This is a genomic window from Kingella potus (assembly GCF_900451175.1).
GTDB lineage: Bacteria > Pseudomonadota > Gammaproteobacteria > Burkholderiales > Neisseriaceae > Neisseria > Neisseria potus.
The window spans coordinates 26,480-40,743 of the sequence record NZ_UGJJ01000003.1 but is presented as its reverse complement, the minus strand read 5'-3'; the positions used below and the strand labels follow the sequence as shown (position 1 = coordinate 40,743).

The following is a 14,264-nucleotide window of genomic DNA, read 5'->3' as shown; positions in this document are numbered from 1 at the left end:
TCAATATAACGAAATATATTTCACAGCCAAATCTCCTTCCTTTTTCTAGGCTCATAGTATAAAAATAGAAGTTTTTCTAAATAATTAGGACAGTTTCTTAATTAAAATCCAGCATAGAAAATGGACAGAAAAAGAGGGCAGTATTAATGTAAAGAAATATTCCAGCGCACGGCAGGCAATGAAAAACCGCTAAATCCTTGTCTGATTAGCGGTTTTTGTTATTCCTGCATACTCTGGAATAGTGAGTTTGGTGGATGCGGGGTCTACGGTACTTTTCTTCTAATGCATTGATTTAAATAATTTTAATTTTTCTCAATTTGCAAATGTTACCTTAAAAGTTGGGGCTGTACTAGATAAGCAGTCATGATAGACTGCAAAAATGAAGATAACCCATTGTAAACTAAAAAAGAGTATCCAAAAAAAACTCCTTCAATTTTTTGTACTCGAAGTTACCGCCCGTTCTGCTGCCGATTTATTGGGCATCCACCCCAATTCAGCAGCACTGTTTTACCGCAAAATTCGTGAAGTCATCAGCTACTATCTTTCATTGGAAGCTGACGCTGTTTTTGATGGCGCTGTCGAATTAGATGAAAGCTATTTCGGTGGGCATCGTAAAGGCAAACGGGGGCGCGGAGCAGCGGGAAAAGTGGCGGTATTTGGTATTCTTAAACGGGGTGGGAAGGTTTATACCGTGGTTGTTAAGAATGCCAAAATAGAAACCTTACTTCCTGTTATCACAAGAAAAATCATGCCTGACAGCATTGTTTATACCGATTGTTTAAGCAGCTATGACGTGTTGGATGTAAGTGGTTTTACCCACCACCGCATCAACCACAGCAAGCTGTTTGCCGACAGACAAAACCATATCAACGGCATTGAGAATTTTTGGAATCAGGCAAAACGGGTTCTGCGAAAATATAACGGAATTGACCGTAAATCTTTCCCTCTTTTCTTGAAAGAATGTGAGTTTCGTTTTAACTTTGGTACACCGTCCGAGCAGCTTAAAGTGCTGCGTCGGTGGTGTGAAATTTAGGGCTTATCTAGTACAGCCCCTAAAAGTTACCACATAAACGCTTGGTAGGGGTGTTTTCGCTTTGCCTGAAAACGGGCGTTTGTGTTGCGGGTGGCGGGATAGGCTAGGCGGTTTTTGCGCTGATTTTGATTTGCACGCCAAGCGCGTCCAATACTTTGACAATGGTATCAAAGCGGGGTTTGGCATTGGGGGCTAGCGATTTGTACAGGCTTTCGCGGGAAACGCCCGCCTGTTTGGCTATTTCCATCATGCCCCGCGCTTTGGCGGCGGTATTGATGGCTCGCAGCAAAATGCTGTTGTCTCCGGCCTCTGCCGCCTCTTCGGCGGCCACTTCCAAATAAACGGCTATTTCCTCTTCGTTTTTCAGGTAGCGGGCAGGATCGAATGGGATGGTTTTTGTCATGGGTTCAAGTCCTCTTTGAGTTGGCGGGCGCGGGCAATATCGGCCTGTTGGGTGGATTTGTTGCCCCCTGCCAGCATGAAAATAACGGTATTGCCGCGTATGGTGTAATACAGGCGGTAGCCTTTGCCTTCGTTTATGCGGATTTCGGAAAGGCCGCCGCCTATGGCTTTATGGTCGCCAAGATTGCCCGCTTCAATCCGTTCCAGGCGCGTAATAACTTTGGCTTTTGCCCGCAAATCGCGCAGGCCGTCAAACCATTCGTCAAAATGCGCTGTTGTTTCGATGATGTATCTCATGGGGGTATTGTGTAGCTGTAAGGCTACATTGTCAAACACTTTTGCGATATGTTGCGGTTTTTCAGGTCAAAAGGCCGTCTGAAACCATGTATTTCAATGGTTTGGACGGCCTTTGCTGTTTTTTCGGGGCGGCGGGCAGGGGAAAAACAAAGCGTATATATAATACAAAACGCGATTTTATGTGGGTAGGTGGGAATTTACATTGTTACTTGATGATTTTTATATAAAAAACGCATACCCACTTACAGGAATTTACTGGGTATGTAGTGGGTAGGTGGGTATGGGGTGCTTCCAAGTGCTTGATTTAAAAATCATACCCACCATACCCACATCATACCCACATTAAGATTTGTTGTGGGTATGCAAAGATGCCCGATTGGCGGGGCTTTCAGAGCCGCATACCCACCTACCCACCAAAAACGCATTTTTCTCGCGCGTATAGCGTTTTTTTCATGAAACGATGGCGGTTTACCGTTTCCTGTTTGGAAACATTGGTGCAAAGGCGGCAAATCTGCGTTTTCTGCGCATTTGCTGGTGTTTGGCTGGGTAGGTATTGCCCGCCCTGCAAAACGCGCTGTATCACGCGCTGCGGGGCGGCAATGGGGATTATTTGCCCTGCTTCTCGGCTTCCAGACAGATGGTGTCTGCCAGCTTTTCGCCGCATACGCCGTCCGCTTCCTCTGCAAGGTCGGCAAGCATGACGATGTTGCGCCATGCGCCTTTGCCGCCGTTGTTTTCGGCTGCTTTGAGGTTTTCGGCGATGGTGTAGGCATGGCCTGCGAATTTGCCAAGACGGCAAAGCGCGTCCATCACGCTGAAATACAAATCGCGGGGGATGGCGATTGTGTCTTGTGCGGGGGATGTTTGGGGTTGGTTTGAAGATTTCATGATTTTGCTCTTTCCGTTATGGTTTAAATAACCGCTTTCGCGCTGTCAAACGCGGGGGCGGAAAACAAAGGGCGGATTGACAGACCGGCATAACGAAACCGGCGGGCATAAAGCCCTCCGCCCCCGTTTTCCATTGGAAAGGCAAAACAAGGGATGCAGACGCGCATAGAAAAAGCCGCATTTCTGCGGGTTTCGGATGGGGGAAAAAAGCCAGTCGCGCAAATCGGGCAAATCAGACAGGTGTAAGGGTTTGTCTTCCATTTTCAGACGACCTCGATATTTTCAACAATCCAAGTTTGCAGCAGGGGGCTGCCGACTATCAGGCGGCCTTGCGCGTCCCTGCTTATCCATTCCCGCCGCTCCATGCGCTTGACTGCGCTTTGCACGCTGCTTGCGGCGATGTTGTCCAATCCAAGCAGGGCGGCATAACGGCGGCGGGATGCCGCGCCGTAGATGCTTGCGCCGCCTGCGGCAATATCGCGGATGATCGCGCGTTCCAGCGGCTTCATTTTCTCCCATTGCCCCGCCTGTGCCTGCCCGCCGCCTATGTCGGCCATGCGCTGCGCTGCGGCTTCTTCAAGGCTTAATGTTGGATTTAATATCATGTCTTGGATAATCGCCCGCAGATACATGGGCGTGTGGTGCAGTCGTCCAAACAGGGCATACAGGGCGGCGCGGTCGATACTGCCGCCCGTCCTTTGCGCGTAGATGTCTGCCAGAAAATCGGTAAATTCCCGCCCCAAAAGCGGAAAATCCAGCGCGTGGGCGAAATGGAAAAAGGGGGCTTTGTTGTCGTTAAACATTGCCCGCAGCCCGTTGGTGCTGCTTCCCGTGAAGATGGTTTTGATGCGGTCTTTGTGGATGTCCAAGCCTGTACGAAAGGATTTAATCAGGTTGCCGGTATCTTTGGCGCGGGCAAGTTCCTGTATCTCGTCCAGCAGCAGCAGGCTGGGGCGGTTGTCGGCGGCGGCAAGGCCGATTAGCTCGGACAGGCGCGGCGGGGTTTCGGCGGCGGCCTCCCGCTCGATACCAAAGCCCAATGCTTCCAGTTTGCTGATACTGCCGATAAAGTCCGCCGCTTTGCCGCCTGCGCGGATGCTGCGGGCAAAACCGCATAAGGCCGTCTGAAAATCGGCGGCGGGGTCGGCGGTGTCCATAAAGGAAAAATAGAAAACGTTAAAGCCTTGCCGCTGCGCTTCGGGGGATGCGTCTTGTAGCAGGAATTGAGTCTTGCCCATGCGGCGCGGAGCAAACAGGGTAAAAGCGTGGGTAATACCGTCTTTCAGGCTGTTTACCAGCTTGGCGGCATATTCGGGGCGGTGGTAGTACAAAGGGTCTTTCATTTTGTGCGCTGCCGTGTGCTGTGGTATGCGGCATTATCCGCAAAATGAATAATTATGCAAGAGATGGATAAAGCTGCATAAACCGCAAAAACGGCGATTTCTGCGCGTTTTGCCTTACTGGTGCGGCAGGGTATTGGCAAGCGGCAGAAACGCCGCCTGCGTGCGTCTGTGTGGCTGGAAACACTATTTTTTCAGGTCGTCCAAATAATCCGCCCATGCTTGCACCATCTGCGCCCGCTGCGGCAGATATTGCGCCTTGTTGTAGGCGGCGCGGGTTTGGTTCGGGTCTTTGTGGGCAAGTTGGCGTTCTATCCAATCGCGGTTAAAGCCCATTTCATTCAGGCGCGTGCTGGCAATATGGCGGAAGCCGTGCGCCGTCTGCCTGCCCTTGTATCCCATGCGTTCCAGAGCCTTTCTAATCGCCCCCTCGCTTAACGCCCTGCCGTTGCGGGCAAACACAAAATCATGATGTCCTGTAAAAGGCCGCAGGGCTTCAATCAGGCTCACGGCCTGCCTGCTCAAAGGCACGACAAAATCCAGCCCGTTTTTCATATCCTGCCCGCTCTTCTCCCAAATCGCGGCGGGCAAATCCAGCTCTGCCCATTTCATCAAACGCAATTCGGACGGCCTTGCAAACACCAGCGGGGAAAGCTGCAGCAGCGTCCGCACCTGCGGGCTGCCCGTGTAGGTATCGAAGCCGCGCAGCATCTCCCGCAGATCCGCCGTGTCGGACAGATGGGCAAAGTTCCGCTGTTGCGTCTCTGCCATCTCCGTCCGCAGATCTGCGGCGGGATTGGACGGAATCAGCCGCAGCCGCACCGCATAGCCGAAAACCTGATTTACTACGTCCAGCACCTTGCGGGCGGTGTCGTTCTTGCCCGCCGCTTCCAGCCTTTGCAGCGTCTCCAATACCCGCAGCGGCTCGATCGCGTCTACGGGCTGCGCCCCGATGGCGGGGAAAACGTGGATTTCCAAGCTGCGCAAAACGCGCCTTGCATGGCCGGCCGTCCACTTGTCAGGCTTTGCGCATTGGTCGGCGTGCCAGCGGCGGGCGGTGTCTTCAAAGCTGCCTGATGCCTGATTACCCTCTGCCTGCGCGTGTCGTTTCGGGTCTATGCCCTGCCCAATCAAGCGGCGCACCTCTTCACGCTTCGCCCGCGCCTCCCGTAGGCTTACAGCGGGATACATGCCAAGCCGCATTTCATCCCGCCGCCCGTTGAAGTAATAGCGCAGCCGCCAAGACTTGCCGCCGCGTCCCGCTTGCAGATACAGCCCGCCGCCGTCGGCAAGCTGCGCCGTGCCGCTTTCGGGAATGGCAAGGCGTTTGCATTGGCTATCAGTAAGCGGGGCGGTGGTTTTCGGCATTTTGGGGTAACATTTTCAAAATTTTGGGGTAACTTGAATTGGCAAATAACTTCTTGTAGAGCAATGCTCTACAAGCATTTTTGAATTTTATGGGGTAATTTTCTACAAAAAAACGGACAAAATCGGGGGCGTTTTCGGGGTGTTTTTGCGGGGTTTTGCAGGGATGTTACCCCAAATGTTACCCCATAAATCGCGGATACTGGGGAATATTCCAGCGCACGGCAGGCAATGAAAAACCGCTAAATCCTTGTCTGATTAGCGGTTTTTGTTATTCCTGCATACTCTGGAATAGTGAGTTTGGTGGAGGCGGGGGGAATTGAACCCCCGTCCGAAAGTCCTCTACAAAGCGTTCTACATACTTAGTCTTGCCTACTTGGAATCTCGCTCCCTTTGCGCCGACAGACGGGCTCGCAGGAAGCCAGTTACCTTAAATCTTATTTTCCGCCAAGTAACCCGACGGAAAACCAGTCAATGTGAAATGACGTTGCTGCGGGTTACCCCGCGCAGCCCACTGACAAGCTGCTGCAACGGCAGGCCTTAAGCGGCCAGTGCGTAAGATTCGTCGTTTGCGACTATTTTCGTTCAGTGTTTTACGGGAAATCTGAGACCCCGGTATGCCCGCATCTGCTTCGCAACCCCCGTCGAAACCAAGATCGCCCCCAGATAGGAAAGGCGGATTATACAGGATTCGGCGGAAATTTCCATGTGTTGCCGCGAAGATTGCAAGATGCCGTCCGAAATCCGGGAAACAGGGTTTTCAGACGGCATCTGTAAGCTGTGTAAGCTGTTTGTTTGCCGGGCGGTTACATTCTTTCGATCATGGCTTTGCCGAAGGCAGAGCAGGAGATTTCGTTTGCTCCGTCCATCAGGCGGGCGAAGTCGTATGTTACCTGTTTGTCGCCGATGGCTTTTTCCATGGATTTGATGACCAAATCCGCAGCTTCCGTCCAGCCGAGATGGCGCAGCATCATTTCGGCGGACAGGATCAGCGAACCGGGATTTACTTTGTCTTGTCCGGCATATTTGGGTGCGGTGCCGTGGGTAGCCTCAAAGACGGCGTATTGGTCGGAAATATTGGCACCCGGGGCGATGCCGATGCCGCCGACTTGGGCAGCCAGTGCGTCGGAGATGTAGTCGCCGTTCAGATTCAGGGTGGCGATAACGCTGTATTCGGCGGGACGCAGCAGGATTTGTTGCAGGAAAGCGTCGGCAATCGCATCTTTTATGATGATTTCGCGGCCGGTTTTGGGATTTTTGAACGAACACCACGGGCCGCCGTCGATAGGCTGTGCGCCGAATTCTTCTTTGGCTACCTGGTAGCCCCAGTCGCGGAAGCCGCCTTCGGTAAACTTCATGATGTTGCCTTTGTGTACGAGGGTTACGCTGGGTTTGTCGTTGTCGACGGCGTAGCGGATGGCGGCGCGTACCAGGCGTTGCGTACCTTCTTTGGATACGGGTTTGATGCCGATGCCGGAGGTTTCGGGGAAGCGGATTTTGCTTACGCCCATTTCGTTTTGCAGGAAGGAGATGATTTTTTTGGCTTCGTCGCTTTGGGCTTCCCATTCGATGCCGGCGTAGATGTCTTCGGTGTTTTCGCGGAAGATGACCATATCGGTTTTGCCCGGGTCTTTGAGCGGGGAGGGTACGCCGTTGAAGTAGCGCACGGGGCGCACGCATTGGTAGAGGTCGAGGTCTTGGCGCAGGGCGACGTTGAGCGAGCGGATGCCGCCGCCGACGGGTGTGGTCATCGGGCCTTTGATGGAGACGGCGTATTCTTTGAGTGCGGCCAGGGTTTCTTCGGGCAGCCAAACGTTTTCGCCGTAGATTTTGGTGGCTTTTTCGCCGGCATAGACTTCCATCCAATGGATTTTTTTCGTGCCGCCGTAGGCTTTTTCCACGGCTGCGTCGATTACGTCTTTCATTACCGGCGTGATGTCCGCGCCGATGCCGTCGCCTTCGATAAAGGGGATGACGGGGTTGTTGGGAACGGCTTGTCCGGGAACGATTTTCGCGCCGGCGGCAGGTACTCTGATATGACTCATGGTGTCTCCTGTAAAGATGGTCGTTTTCTTGTAAAAGGCACGGCGGTTTGGCAACCGGCGTGCGGCGGCGCGATTATGCGGGATTTGGTAAATTTTTGCCAGTAGCTGTTGACATTATCCGTGGGGAGATGTCGGCCGTAAATGCCGCTGCAATGCCGGATGCCGTCCACATCGGAACGGGTGCGGCGGGTACAATAGGCCGTCTGAAAACGCTTTTCGTGGAAAAAATGGATAATCTGATTGTGTTCAACAAGCCCTGCGGCGTGGTCAGCCAGTTTGGTGCGCATGACAAACACCGCAGTTTGAAAGACTTTATCGCCGCTCCGGGTTTTTATCCGGCAGGGCGGCTGGATACCGACAGCGAGGGGCTGCTGCTGCTGACCGATGACGGGCGTTTGCAGGCGCGGATTGCGCATCCGAAGTTCAAGCTGGAAAAAACCTATTGGGCGCAGCTTGAAGGCAGTCCGGAAGGGGAAAAACTGGCCGCGCTGGGCAGGCCGATGGATTTGGGGGACTTTACGGCGGCTCCGGCGCAAATCCGTCTTTTGTCTGCGGCAGAGACGGAGAGGCTGTGGCCGCGCGTGCCGCCGGTGCGGGTGCGCAAAACGGTGCCGGATTTCTGGCTGGAAATCAGAATTTCGGAAGGGAAAAACCGTCAGGTGCGGCGGATGACGGCAAAGGCGGGCTATCCCTGTTTGCGGCTGGTGCGGGTGGGTATAGGCCGTCTGAATCTGTTTGACTGCGCCCTGCGGCCGGGCGAATGGCGGTTTGCGCCGCATTTGCCGTGGGCGGCGGGCAAAAACGGGAAAGAGGCCGTCTGAAAACGGTTTTCAGACGGCCTCTGTCTTGTGAACGCAATGCGCCGGCATCAACGCTGGCGTGCTTTGAAGCGCGGGTTGCTTTTGCAGATTACATAAACCTTGCCGCGCCGGCGGACGATTTGGCAGTCGCGGTGGCGGGTTTTGGCTGTTTTCAGTGAAGATAATACCTGCATTATTTGTCCTTTCTCAGTGTGTCGAACAGGCTGCCGTAACGCTGTTGGAAGCGGCTGGCGCGGCCTTCGGTGGAAAATTCGCGGCGTTTGCCGGTGTACACGGGATGGGAAGCCGACGAGGTGTCGAGCATGAAGACGGGATACTCGTTGCCGTCGCGCCACACCATGGTTTTTCCGTGTGTGTCGGCGCACGAGCGGATGAGCCAGCCTTCGTCCGCGCCGCTGTCGAAAAACAGCACGGTGCGGTAGTTTTCGGGATGGATGCCTGCTTTCATATCGGATAACGCTCCTTTGTTTGTTATGTTGTAACATTTTAAACAGGGCGAAACGCTGTGGCAAGCGTTTTTTGCGTTGCGCGTGGCGGGGCTGTCGGAAAGCTGCTATCTTTCGCGGCCTGTTGCGATATGGGAAAGGAAAGCAAAGGGCGCATCAGGGCTTTCCCGTACCATTCCGACAGGCCGAACTGCGTACGGCATTCCGTATCGGGCATGGCTTTGTCCGACGAATCGGCGGCAGCCTTTTGCGCCGTTTGGCAAAATTCTTTTGCAGTCCGTCTGAAAGCCGCTGCCTGCCTGCCCGAGCAACAGGCCGTCTGAAAACCGGCAATCCGTTTTTCAGACGGCCTCCCGATACCGACCAACCGACGAAACCCGATATGCCAAACACTCCCGCCCGCAGCGCGTGGCAGGCGTTCAAACGCCACAAACGCGGCTATTTCAGCTTTCTGCTGCTTGCCTTTCTTTTTGCCGCCGCGCTGGCCGCGCCGCTGTGGAGCAACGACAAACCGTTGTGGATACAGTATCGCGGTGCGCATTATTTTCCGCTTCTGGCCACTTATCACGACCGTGATTTCGGCGGCGATTTCGACACGCCCGCCGACTATCTCGACCCGCTGGTGCGGCGGAACATCACTTCCGAAGGCAGCCGTGCCGTATATCCGCCCAACCCGTACGCCGCAGGCACGCTGGACGACTCCGACACCGCACCCGACCCGGCCGCGCCCTCGTCAAAGCATCTGCTGGGCACCGACGACCGCGGCCGCGACGTGCTGGCGCGGCTGGTATACGGTTTCCGCGATTCGCTGCTGTTTGCCCTCGCGCTCACCGCCGTTACCACCGTCATCGGCATTGCCGCCGGCGCGGTGCAGGGCTATTACGGCGGCAGAACCGATCTGGTTTTGCAACGCCTGATCGAAATATGGAGCGGAATGCCCGAGCTGTATCTGCTGATTATCCTGTCGTCGTTTTTCAACCCCGGACTTTTGCTGCTGCTGGCGCTGCTGTCGCTGTTCGGCTGGATGGGGCTGTCGGACTATATGCGCGCCGAATTTCTGAAAAACCGCCGTGCCGATTATGTTTTGGCCGCGCGGGCGATGGGTGTGGGCAGCGGCGCGGTTATGTGGCGGCACATCCTGCCCAACAGCCTTACGCCCGTACTGGCGTTTCTGCCCTTCCGCATCTCCGGCGCGGTGCTTGCGCTGACCAGCCTCGACTTCCTCGGCCTCGGCGTACCCGCGGCCCGGGCCGGTTTGGGCGAGCTGCTCGCGCAGGGCAAAGACAATCTCGACGCATGGTGGATCGGGCTGTCCGCCGTGGGCACGCTGACCGTGATGCTGCTGCTGCTGGTGATGATAGGCGAAGGGCTGCGGCAGGCGTTTGACGTGCGTTCGCGGATCTGAACACAGGAAAAGAGAGAGGCCGTCTGAAAACCGCAATGCGGCTTTCAGACGGCCTCTGCCGCTGTGTAGGGTGTGTTGCTCCGCAACGCACGCGGTTCTCGGGCCGGTAAGGGTTTGCGGAGGTGGATGTGAGTAGTGGTGGTAAAAACCGCGTGCGTCGCCTTTGGGCGGCACCCCCTGCTTTGCGGTGTCTGTTTTCAGACGGCCTGATGTTTATTTTGGCGGGAACGCGTGCGTGGCTGCGCCACACACCCTACTGTTTGCCGCATCCGTTTTCAGACGGCCTCTGCCGCTGTGTAGGGTGTGTTGTTCCGCAACGCACGCGGTTTTCGGGTCGGTAAGAGGTTGCGGAGGTGGCGGATGGGCGGAGGCGGCAAAAACCGCGTGCGTCGCTTTTGGGCGACACACCCTGCTTTGCAGTGTCTGTTTTCAGACGGCCTGATGTTTATTTTGGCGGGAACGCGTGCGTGGCTGCGCCACACACCCTACTGTTTGCCGCATCTGTTTTTCAGACGGCCTGTATCAGCAAAACCGCCGCCTGTGCCGCCGTCAGATACAGGCTTTTGCGCCACAGAGCCAGTGCGCCCGCGCTGCGCTGCGGCATGGCGGTACGCTCCGGAAAGCTGCGGCGCAGGCCGGTTTGCCGCAGGGCGGCATCGAAGGCTTCGGGCGTGTAGCGGCCGCAGGCGAAGTCTTCAAACACGCGGCGGTCAAACGCAAGGCGGATGTGGCAGTAAAGCAGGGCGGCGGCCAATACGAGCTGTATGGCAGCCCCGGGTCCGCCGTATTGCGCGGCCAGTGCGGCCAGCAGCACGTTGGCGGCGGCGGCGGGACGGGCGGCAGAGAGCAGGCGGGCGGTAACGAGGGCTTGGGTTTGGTCGTCGTTCATATTTTGTTTCCTTATGCGGATTCAGGCCGTCTGAAAACCGGATGGCGCATGGCGCGGCTGTGTTTTCAGACGGCCTGCGGCTGCGTCGGCCGCTGCGATTACCTTCTGCGCCAACACGGCCTGCGGCCGCACTTGCTGCAATACGGCTGCGGCTTCGGCAGCGTTTTTGCAGCCGCCGTAGGCCGTGAGCCAGGCCAGCACCACCGCCGCGCTGCGCCCGTAGCCCAACGCGCAGCAGACCAAGACGCGCCCGTGCGTGCGACGCATCTGTTCGGCCTGTGCGGCGGCCTGCGCCAAGATTTCTGCGGAGGGCAGGAGCAAATCGGGCAGCGGCAGGGAGCGGTATTCGGCGGCGGTGTGGCGGCAGGGGTATTCGGCGCACAAATCCAATACGGCGGGAAACCCTTTTGCGCCGAGTATGCTGCCGATAAACAGGCCGTCGCGCACTTGGGCGGTGCGGGCTTTGCCGCGCAGCCAGAAAGCGGCGTTCAGGCGCACGGCGGCGAGATAGGGCAGCAACAGGGCGGCGGCGGCGGGAGACAGTGTGCCGTCTGGCCGTTTTTGGAACACGGCGGGATTGGCGGCGAAGTAGGCAAAGGCCACGGCCAGCAGGGCGGCGGACAGCCACAGCAGCCACAGCCATGCGCCGCCGGCCAGGGCGGGCAGGGCGGCGGCAAATGCGCCCGCCAGATAGCGGCGTGCCAGTTTCAGACGGCCTCTGTCCGTATGCCCGTGCCGTTCGGGAGGCCGTCTGAACGGGCTGCGTCCCTGCTGCGGCAAAGCCCACAGCACCAAAACGCCCAATAACGCGCCGGTGGGGACGTCGATGAAATGGTGCTGGTAGGTGGTCAGCACCGACAGGGCAATCAGGCTCTGCCACAAAACGAGCGGCAGGCGGATTTTGGGGAAACGCCGCCAGTAAAACGCGCCGACGATGAGGGCAAGCGCGATGTGCAGCGAGGGGGCTTGGTTATACGGCAGGTCGAAGGCCAAAAGCGCGTCAAACAGCCAGCCGGAAATTCCGCCGTAGGGCGGCTTCGGCCATGAAAAATGCAGGGGGAAAAGCAGGAAGCAGGCCGTTGCGGCAAGCTGCGCCGCAACCAGCCGCAGGATGTAGCGGTTTTGTTCCCGCGTGTCGCGGCAGAGGAAAAACGCTGCGGCATACATCAGGTTGAGCGACCAGTAGGGGATGACCGTCCACGCCCAAAACGGGATGCCGCGTTCCCAGTCGAAGGCGATTTCGGGTACGGAGGCGCGGCGCGAGGCAAGGAAGTTGGACAGGCCGTAGCTGCTGTAAAACAGCGCACCGACGGCCAGCAGCTTGAATAATGAGGGTTTGAGTGCGGGTTTCATGGCGGGGAGCGGCTTTCGGGTGTGGCGGCCGTCTGAAAACGGGTTTTCAGACGGCCTTTTGCGGTTTGGCGCGGGCGGCAGGTGAGCCGCAGCTATAATGGCGGCATTTTTTTTACCTGAGGAGAAGACGATGCTTCCCGTGATCGGTATTACCGGATACAGCGGCAGCGGCAAAACCACGCTGCTGGAAAAACTGCTGCCGCAGCTTCGCGCCCTGGGGCTGCGGGCGGCGGTGGTCAAGCACAGCCACCACAACGCGCAGACCGACCGCCCCGGCAAAGACAGCCACCGTATGACGCAGGCGGGTGCGGCGCAGGTTATGATGGCCTGCGGCAACCGTTGGGCGTTGATGACCGAAACGCCGCAGGAGGCCGCGCCGTTTGACTATTTGCTGCGGCAGTTTGATCCCGCGCTGGCGGATTTGGTGCTGGTGGAGGGCTTCAAGCACGAGCCGCTGCCGAAAATCCTGCTGCACCGCCGGGATTCGGGCAGGCCGCTGCCGGAAACCGACGGCTATGTGCTGGCGGTGGCGGCCGACTGTACATTCGAATGCGCCTGTCCGGTGTTGGATCTCAACGATGCGGCGCAAATCGCGCGTTTTGTGGCGCAATGGTATGCGGATGCGAAAGGGCAAAAGGCCGTCTGAAAAACAGGATCGGATACGGCGCAATCCCTGTTTTCAGACGGCCTGCGTTTACAAAGCGAATTGCGCCCACACCGGAGCATGGTCGCTGGGGCGTTCCTGCGCACGTGCGTCCAAATCCACCGCCGCGTCTTCCAATACGGCGGCAAGCGCGGGGGTAATCAGGATGTGGTCGATGCGCAGGCCGAGTCCGCGTTGGAACATTGCGCCGCGATAGTCGAACCAGGTAGGGAGCGGGCCTTCGGGGCGGATGCGGCGCAGGCTGTCGGCCAGCCCCGAATCAATCAGGGTTTGGAACCAGCCGCGCTCTTCGTCGGTGCAGAGGATTTTGCCGCGCCATTTTTCCGGGTCGTAGCAGTCGGCATCGGCGGGGGCGATGTTGAAGTCGCCGAGCAGGATGAGCTTTTCATGACGGGAAAGTTCGTCGCGCACCAATTCGGTAAGCGCGGCAAACCATTGTCTTTTATATTGGAATTTCGGGCTGTCGGGGGCTTCGCCGTTGACGCAGTAGACATTGACGACGCGCACGCCGCCGATGGTGGCGGCAATCACGCGCCGCTGCGGATCGTCGGGCAGGGCGGGCAGGCCGGTGCGTACGTCCTGCGGTTCGCTGCGGCTGAGGATGGCCACGCCGTTGTAGGTTTTCTGGCCGCTCCACACGCTTTTCCAGCCCATCATGGCGAGGGCGGCGGCGGGAAATTTGTCTTGGTCGAGCTTGAGTTCCTGCAAGGCCAGGATGTCGGGCTGGTGTTCGGCGAGCCAGTTTTGTACCTGCGCCAGGCGCACGTTGAGGGAATTGACGTTCCAAGAGGCGATTTTCATGGTTTGTCCGTTTTGCTCCGGCGGGTTGTGCCGCCGGATTTTCCGTTTGCGGCGGCAAGGGGGCATTGCGCGGCATCGGGCGCAGCCGGGCTGCGGTTGAGGCAGAAGCCGCTCAATACTTCGAGGATGGTTTGGGCTTCGGACGAGGCAATGTGGTATTCGAGTACGCGGTGGTAGCGGGTGAAATCGATGAGTTTGCCTTCGCGCAGCTTGGCGAGGTGGTTGGACAGGGCGGTTTGGCTGATGCCCAGCGCGTGTGCCATATCGCTGACGTTGCAGGGGCCTTCGGAGAGCAGGCAAAGCAGCATCAGGCGGCTGGGGTGCGCCATCAGTTTGAGCATGGCGGCCACGTGTTCGGCGTTGCGCATCGGGCCGTTTCCGCCGCGTGCGGGGTTGAGACGTTGGAGGTTTGTGTTCATGCGCGGCATTCTATGGAGGATTGGGGGCGGGCGCAATGTGCCAGGCCGTCTGAAAACGGGTTTTGGCTGTGCGGGGCGGCGTTTTCAGACGGCCTT

Annotated in this window: 16 protein-coding genes and 1 other RNA gene; 4 read left to right on the top strand and 13 right to left on the bottom strand. The window is 57.2% G+C overall.

All coding sequences use genetic code 11. The features are described from left to right. The first annotated feature begins 379 nt into the window (after window positions 1–379). The gene (locus DYE40_RS10220; RefSeq protein ID WP_115307381.1) at window positions 380–1,033 is read left to right on the top strand and encodes an IS1595 family transposase; all 654 of its coding nucleotides are present in this window, start codon (window positions 380–382) and stop codon (window positions 1,031–1,033) included. A gap of 103 nt (window positions 1,034–1,136) precedes the next feature. Here DYE40_RS10220 and DYE40_RS10215 read toward each other — a convergent pair whose 3' ends face one another. From DYE40_RS10215 to icd, 7 genes are all read right to left on the bottom strand, one after another. Then, window positions 1,137–1,436 (bottom strand): addiction module antidote protein, encoded by a 300-nt coding sequence (locus DYE40_RS10215; protein WP_115309005.1) that lies wholly within the window; start codon window positions 1,434–1,436, stop codon window positions 1,137–1,139. Further along, window positions 1,433–1,732, bottom strand: coding sequence for a type II toxin-antitoxin system RelE/ParE family toxin (locus DYE40_RS10210; RefSeq protein ID WP_115309004.1), 300 nt, complete (start codon window positions 1,730–1,732; stop codon window positions 1,433–1,435). The genes DYE40_RS10215 and DYE40_RS10210 overlap by 4 nt, the downstream gene beginning before the upstream one ends. A gap of 606 nt (window positions 1,733–2,338) precedes the next feature. Then, window positions 2,339–2,620: a hypothetical protein gene (locus DYE40_RS10205; protein ID WP_115309003.1), complete on the bottom strand. Its 282-nt coding sequence runs from the start codon at window positions 2,618–2,620 to the stop codon at window positions 2,339–2,341. 263 nt (window positions 2,621–2,883) lie between these two features. Continuing rightward, complete coding sequence (locus DYE40_RS10200) at window positions 2,884–3,963, bottom strand: ATP-binding protein (protein WP_115309002.1); 1,080 nt, start codon at window positions 3,961–3,963, stop codon at window positions 2,884–2,886. Between the two features lie 183 nt (window positions 3,964–4,146). Continuing rightward, on the bottom strand, window positions 4,147–5,328 hold the full coding sequence (locus DYE40_RS10195; RefSeq protein ID WP_115309001.1) for a tyrosine-type recombinase/integrase: 1,182 nt from the start codon (window positions 5,326–5,328) through the stop codon (window positions 4,147–4,149). Between the two features lie 298 nt (window positions 5,329–5,626). Further along, window positions 5,627–5,989, bottom strand: a transfer-messenger RNA (tmRNA) gene (gene ssrA, locus DYE40_RS10190). Between the two features lie 142 nt (window positions 5,990–6,131). Further along, entirely contained in the window at window positions 6,132–7,370 is a 1,239-nt protein-coding gene (gene icd, locus DYE40_RS10185; RefSeq protein ID WP_115309000.1) for an NADP-dependent isocitrate dehydrogenase, read from the bottom strand. A 227-nt stretch (window positions 7,371–7,597) separates the two neighbouring features. Here icd and DYE40_RS10180 point away from each other — a divergent pair, with 227 nt between their 5' ends. Then, complete coding sequence (locus DYE40_RS10180; RefSeq protein ID WP_115309278.1) at window positions 7,598–8,191, top strand: pseudouridine synthase; 594 nt, start codon at window positions 7,598–7,600, stop codon at window positions 8,189–8,191. Window positions 8,192–8,238: 47 nt separating this feature from the next. On the opposite strand, the gene ykgO is transcribed toward DYE40_RS10180, so the two are convergent. Both ykgO and DYE40_RS10170 read right to left on the bottom strand, forming a co-directional pair. Further along, window positions 8,239–8,364: a type B 50S ribosomal protein L36 gene (gene ykgO, locus DYE40_RS10175; protein ID WP_007342718.1), complete on the bottom strand. Its 126-nt coding sequence runs from the start codon at window positions 8,362–8,364 to the stop codon at window positions 8,239–8,241. After that, entirely contained in the window at window positions 8,364–8,639 is a 276-nt protein-coding gene (locus tag DYE40_RS10170) for a type B 50S ribosomal protein L31 (protein ID WP_115308999.1), read from the bottom strand. Before DYE40_RS10170 ends, ykgO begins: the two co-directional genes overlap by 1 nt. A gap of 380 nt (window positions 8,640–9,019) precedes the next feature. Between DYE40_RS10170 and DYE40_RS10160 the strand changes: the two genes are divergently transcribed. Continuing rightward, window positions 9,020–10,042 carry an ABC transporter permease gene (locus tag DYE40_RS10160; RefSeq protein ID WP_115308997.1) on the top strand — a complete coding sequence of 341 codons (1,023 nt, stop codon included), beginning with the start codon at window positions 9,020–9,022 and terminating at the stop codon, window positions 10,040–10,042. 508 nt (window positions 10,043–10,550) lie between these two features. On the opposite strand, the gene DYE40_RS10155 is transcribed toward DYE40_RS10160, so the two are convergent. Both DYE40_RS10155 and DYE40_RS10150 read right to left on the bottom strand, forming a co-directional pair. Then, window positions 10,551–10,931 carry a hypothetical protein gene (locus tag DYE40_RS10155; protein WP_115308996.1) on the bottom strand — a complete coding sequence of 127 codons (381 nt, stop codon included), beginning with the start codon at window positions 10,929–10,931 and terminating at the stop codon, window positions 10,551–10,553. A 21-nt stretch (window positions 10,932–10,952) separates the two neighbouring features. Next, a complete protein-coding gene (locus tag DYE40_RS10150; RefSeq protein WP_115308995.1) occupies window positions 10,953–12,284 on the bottom strand; it encodes a phosphatase PAP2/dual specificity phosphatase family protein in 1,332 nt (443 codons plus the stop codon). A 130-nt stretch (window positions 12,285–12,414) separates the two neighbouring features. Between DYE40_RS10150 and mobB the strand changes: the two genes are divergently transcribed. After that, a complete protein-coding gene (mobB, locus tag DYE40_RS10145; RefSeq protein WP_115308994.1) occupies window positions 12,415–12,930 on the top strand; it encodes a molybdopterin-guanine dinucleotide biosynthesis protein B in 516 nt (171 codons plus the stop codon). 48 nt (window positions 12,931–12,978) lie between these two features. Here the strand turns inward: mobB and xth are convergent, their stop codons facing one another. Next, window positions 12,979–13,749 (bottom strand): exodeoxyribonuclease III, encoded by a 771-nt coding sequence (xth, locus tag DYE40_RS10140; RefSeq protein WP_115308993.1) that lies wholly within the window; start codon window positions 13,747–13,749, stop codon window positions 12,979–12,981. Continuing rightward, a complete protein-coding gene (locus DYE40_RS10135; protein ID WP_244733249.1) occupies window positions 13,746–14,168 on the bottom strand; it encodes an ArsR/SmtB family transcription factor in 423 nt (140 codons plus the stop codon). The genes xth and DYE40_RS10135 overlap by 4 nt, the downstream gene beginning before the upstream one ends. Window positions 14,169–14,264 lie beyond the last annotated feature (96 nt).

Bases quoted from the DNA above. Each gene is read 5' to 3' on its own strand.
- DYE40_RS10220 (WP_115307381.1), top strand. From the start codon at position 380: ATGAAGATAACCCATTGTAAACTAAAAAAGAGTATCCAAAAAAAACTC.
- DYE40_RS10215 (WP_115309005.1), bottom strand. From the start codon at position 1,436: ATGACAAAAACCATCCCATTCGATCCTGCCCGCTACCTGAAAAACGAA.
- DYE40_RS10210 (WP_115309004.1), bottom strand. From the start codon at position 1,732: ATGAGATACATCATCGAAACAACAGCGCATTTTGACGAATGGTTTGAC.
- DYE40_RS10205 (WP_115309003.1), bottom strand. From the start codon at position 2,620: ATGAAATCTTCAAACCAACCCCAAACATCCCCCGCACAAGACACAATC.
- DYE40_RS10200 (WP_115309002.1), bottom strand. From the start codon at position 3,963: ATGAAAGACCCTTTGTACTACCACCGCCCCGAATATGCCGCCAAGCTG.
- DYE40_RS10195 (WP_115309001.1), bottom strand. From the start codon at position 5,328: ATGCCGAAAACCACCGCCCCGCTTACTGATAGCCAATGCAAACGCCTT.
- icd (WP_115309000.1), bottom strand. From the start codon at position 7,370: ATGAGTCATATCAGAGTACCTGCCGCCGGCGCGAAAATCGTTCCCGGA.
- DYE40_RS10180 (WP_115309278.1), top strand. From the start codon at position 7,598: ATGGATAATCTGATTGTGTTCAACAAGCCCTGCGGCGTGGTCAGCCAG.
- ykgO (WP_007342718.1), bottom strand. From the start codon at position 8,364: ATGCAGGTATTATCTTCACTGAAAACAGCCAAAACCCGCCACCGCGAC.
- DYE40_RS10170 (WP_115308999.1), bottom strand. From the start codon at position 8,639: ATGAAAGCAGGCATCCATCCCGAAAACTACCGCACCGTGCTGTTTTTC.
- DYE40_RS10160 (WP_115308997.1), top strand. From the start codon at position 9,020: ATGCCAAACACTCCCGCCCGCAGCGCGTGGCAGGCGTTCAAACGCCAC.
- DYE40_RS10155 (WP_115308996.1), bottom strand. From the start codon at position 10,931: ATGAACGACGACCAAACCCAAGCCCTCGTTACCGCCCGCCTGCTCTCT.
- DYE40_RS10150 (WP_115308995.1), bottom strand. From the start codon at position 12,284: ATGAAACCCGCACTCAAACCCTCATTATTCAAGCTGCTGGCCGTCGGT.
- mobB (WP_115308994.1), top strand. From the start codon at position 12,415: ATGCTTCCCGTGATCGGTATTACCGGATACAGCGGCAGCGGCAAAACC.
- xth (WP_115308993.1), bottom strand. From the start codon at position 13,749: ATGAAAATCGCCTCTTGGAACGTCAATTCCCTCAACGTGCGCCTGGCG.
- DYE40_RS10135 (WP_244733249.1), bottom strand. From the start codon at position 14,168: ATGAACACAAACCTCCAACGTCTCAACCCCGCACGCGGCGGAAACGGC.